General features: G+C 61.4%; 2 protein-coding genes. Both read left to right on the forward strand.

Annotated features, from left to right (window positions below):
- Window positions 1-522: flagellar type III secretion system pore protein FliP (gene fliP / locus B3873_RS11305; protein WP_286866088.1), on the forward strand; the 522-nt coding region annotated here is incomplete at its 5' end.
- Between the two features lie 18 nt (window positions 523-540).
- Window positions 541-810, forward strand: a complete 270-nt coding sequence (fliQ, locus tag B3873_RS11310; RefSeq protein WP_034331685.1) for a flagellar biosynthesis protein FliQ — start codon at window positions 541-543, stop codon at window positions 808-810.
- Window positions 811-860 lie beyond the last annotated feature (50 nt).

Here is an 860-nt window from a genome sequence, read left to right on the forward strand (position 1 = left end):
TCGCTGCTGCGCCAGGCGCTGGGCACGCAGTCCACGCCACCCACGCAGGTGCTGGTCGGCCTGTCGCTGTTTTTGACCTTCTTCGTCATGAGTCCGGTGTTCGACCGCATCTATACCGAGGCCTATCAGCCCTTCGCGGAAAACAAGATCCAGATGATGGAAGCCCTGGACAAGGGGGCCGCGCCGCTCAAGGAATTCATGCTCAAGCAGACCCGCCAGGCCGACCTGGCGCTGTATGTGAAGCTGTCGCGCGGTCCGGCCCTGCAAGGTCCGGAGGATGTGCCGTTGCGCCTGCTGGTCCCGGCCTTCGTCACCAGTGAACTGAAGACCTCTTTCCAGATCGGCTTTGCCATCTTCATCCCCTTCCTGATCATCGACATGGTGGTGGCCAGCATCCTGATGTCGATGGGCATGATGATGATGTCTCCGGCCATCGTCTCGCTGCCCTTCAAGCTGATGCTGTTCGTGCTGGTGGATGGCTGGCAGCTGCTGATCGGCTCCCTGGCCCAGAGTTTCTACTAGCCCAAGGCAAGGATACGTATGACACCCGAAAGCGTCATGACCATGGGCCGCCAGGCCATGGAAGTCACTCTCCTGATCGCCGCCCCGATGCTGATCACGGCCCTGCTCATCGGGCTGCTGGTAAGCATCTTCCAGGCCGCGACCCAGATCAACGAACAGACCCTGGCCTTCATTCCCAAGCTGGTGGGCGTGTTCCTGGCACTGATCATCGCCGGCCCGTGGATGCTGACCATCATCCTCGACTACATGCACACCATGTTCAGCGGGATTCCCGCCATGGTCCAGTAGGCCGGTCCGCCGGGCAGGCCCGGCGGCTCCTGATCCATGCTCACCTTCAC

Source organism: Herbaspirillum sp. UBA812, assembly GCF_002296545.1.
Taxonomy (GTDB): Bacteria; Pseudomonadota; Gammaproteobacteria; order Burkholderiales; family Burkholderiaceae_D; genus Herbaspirillum; species Herbaspirillum huttiense.

Coding starts and splice junctions, on each gene's coding strand:
- fliQ (WP_034331685.1), top strand. CDS start 541: ATGACACCCGAAAGCGTCATGACCATGGGCCGCCAGGCCATGGAAGTC.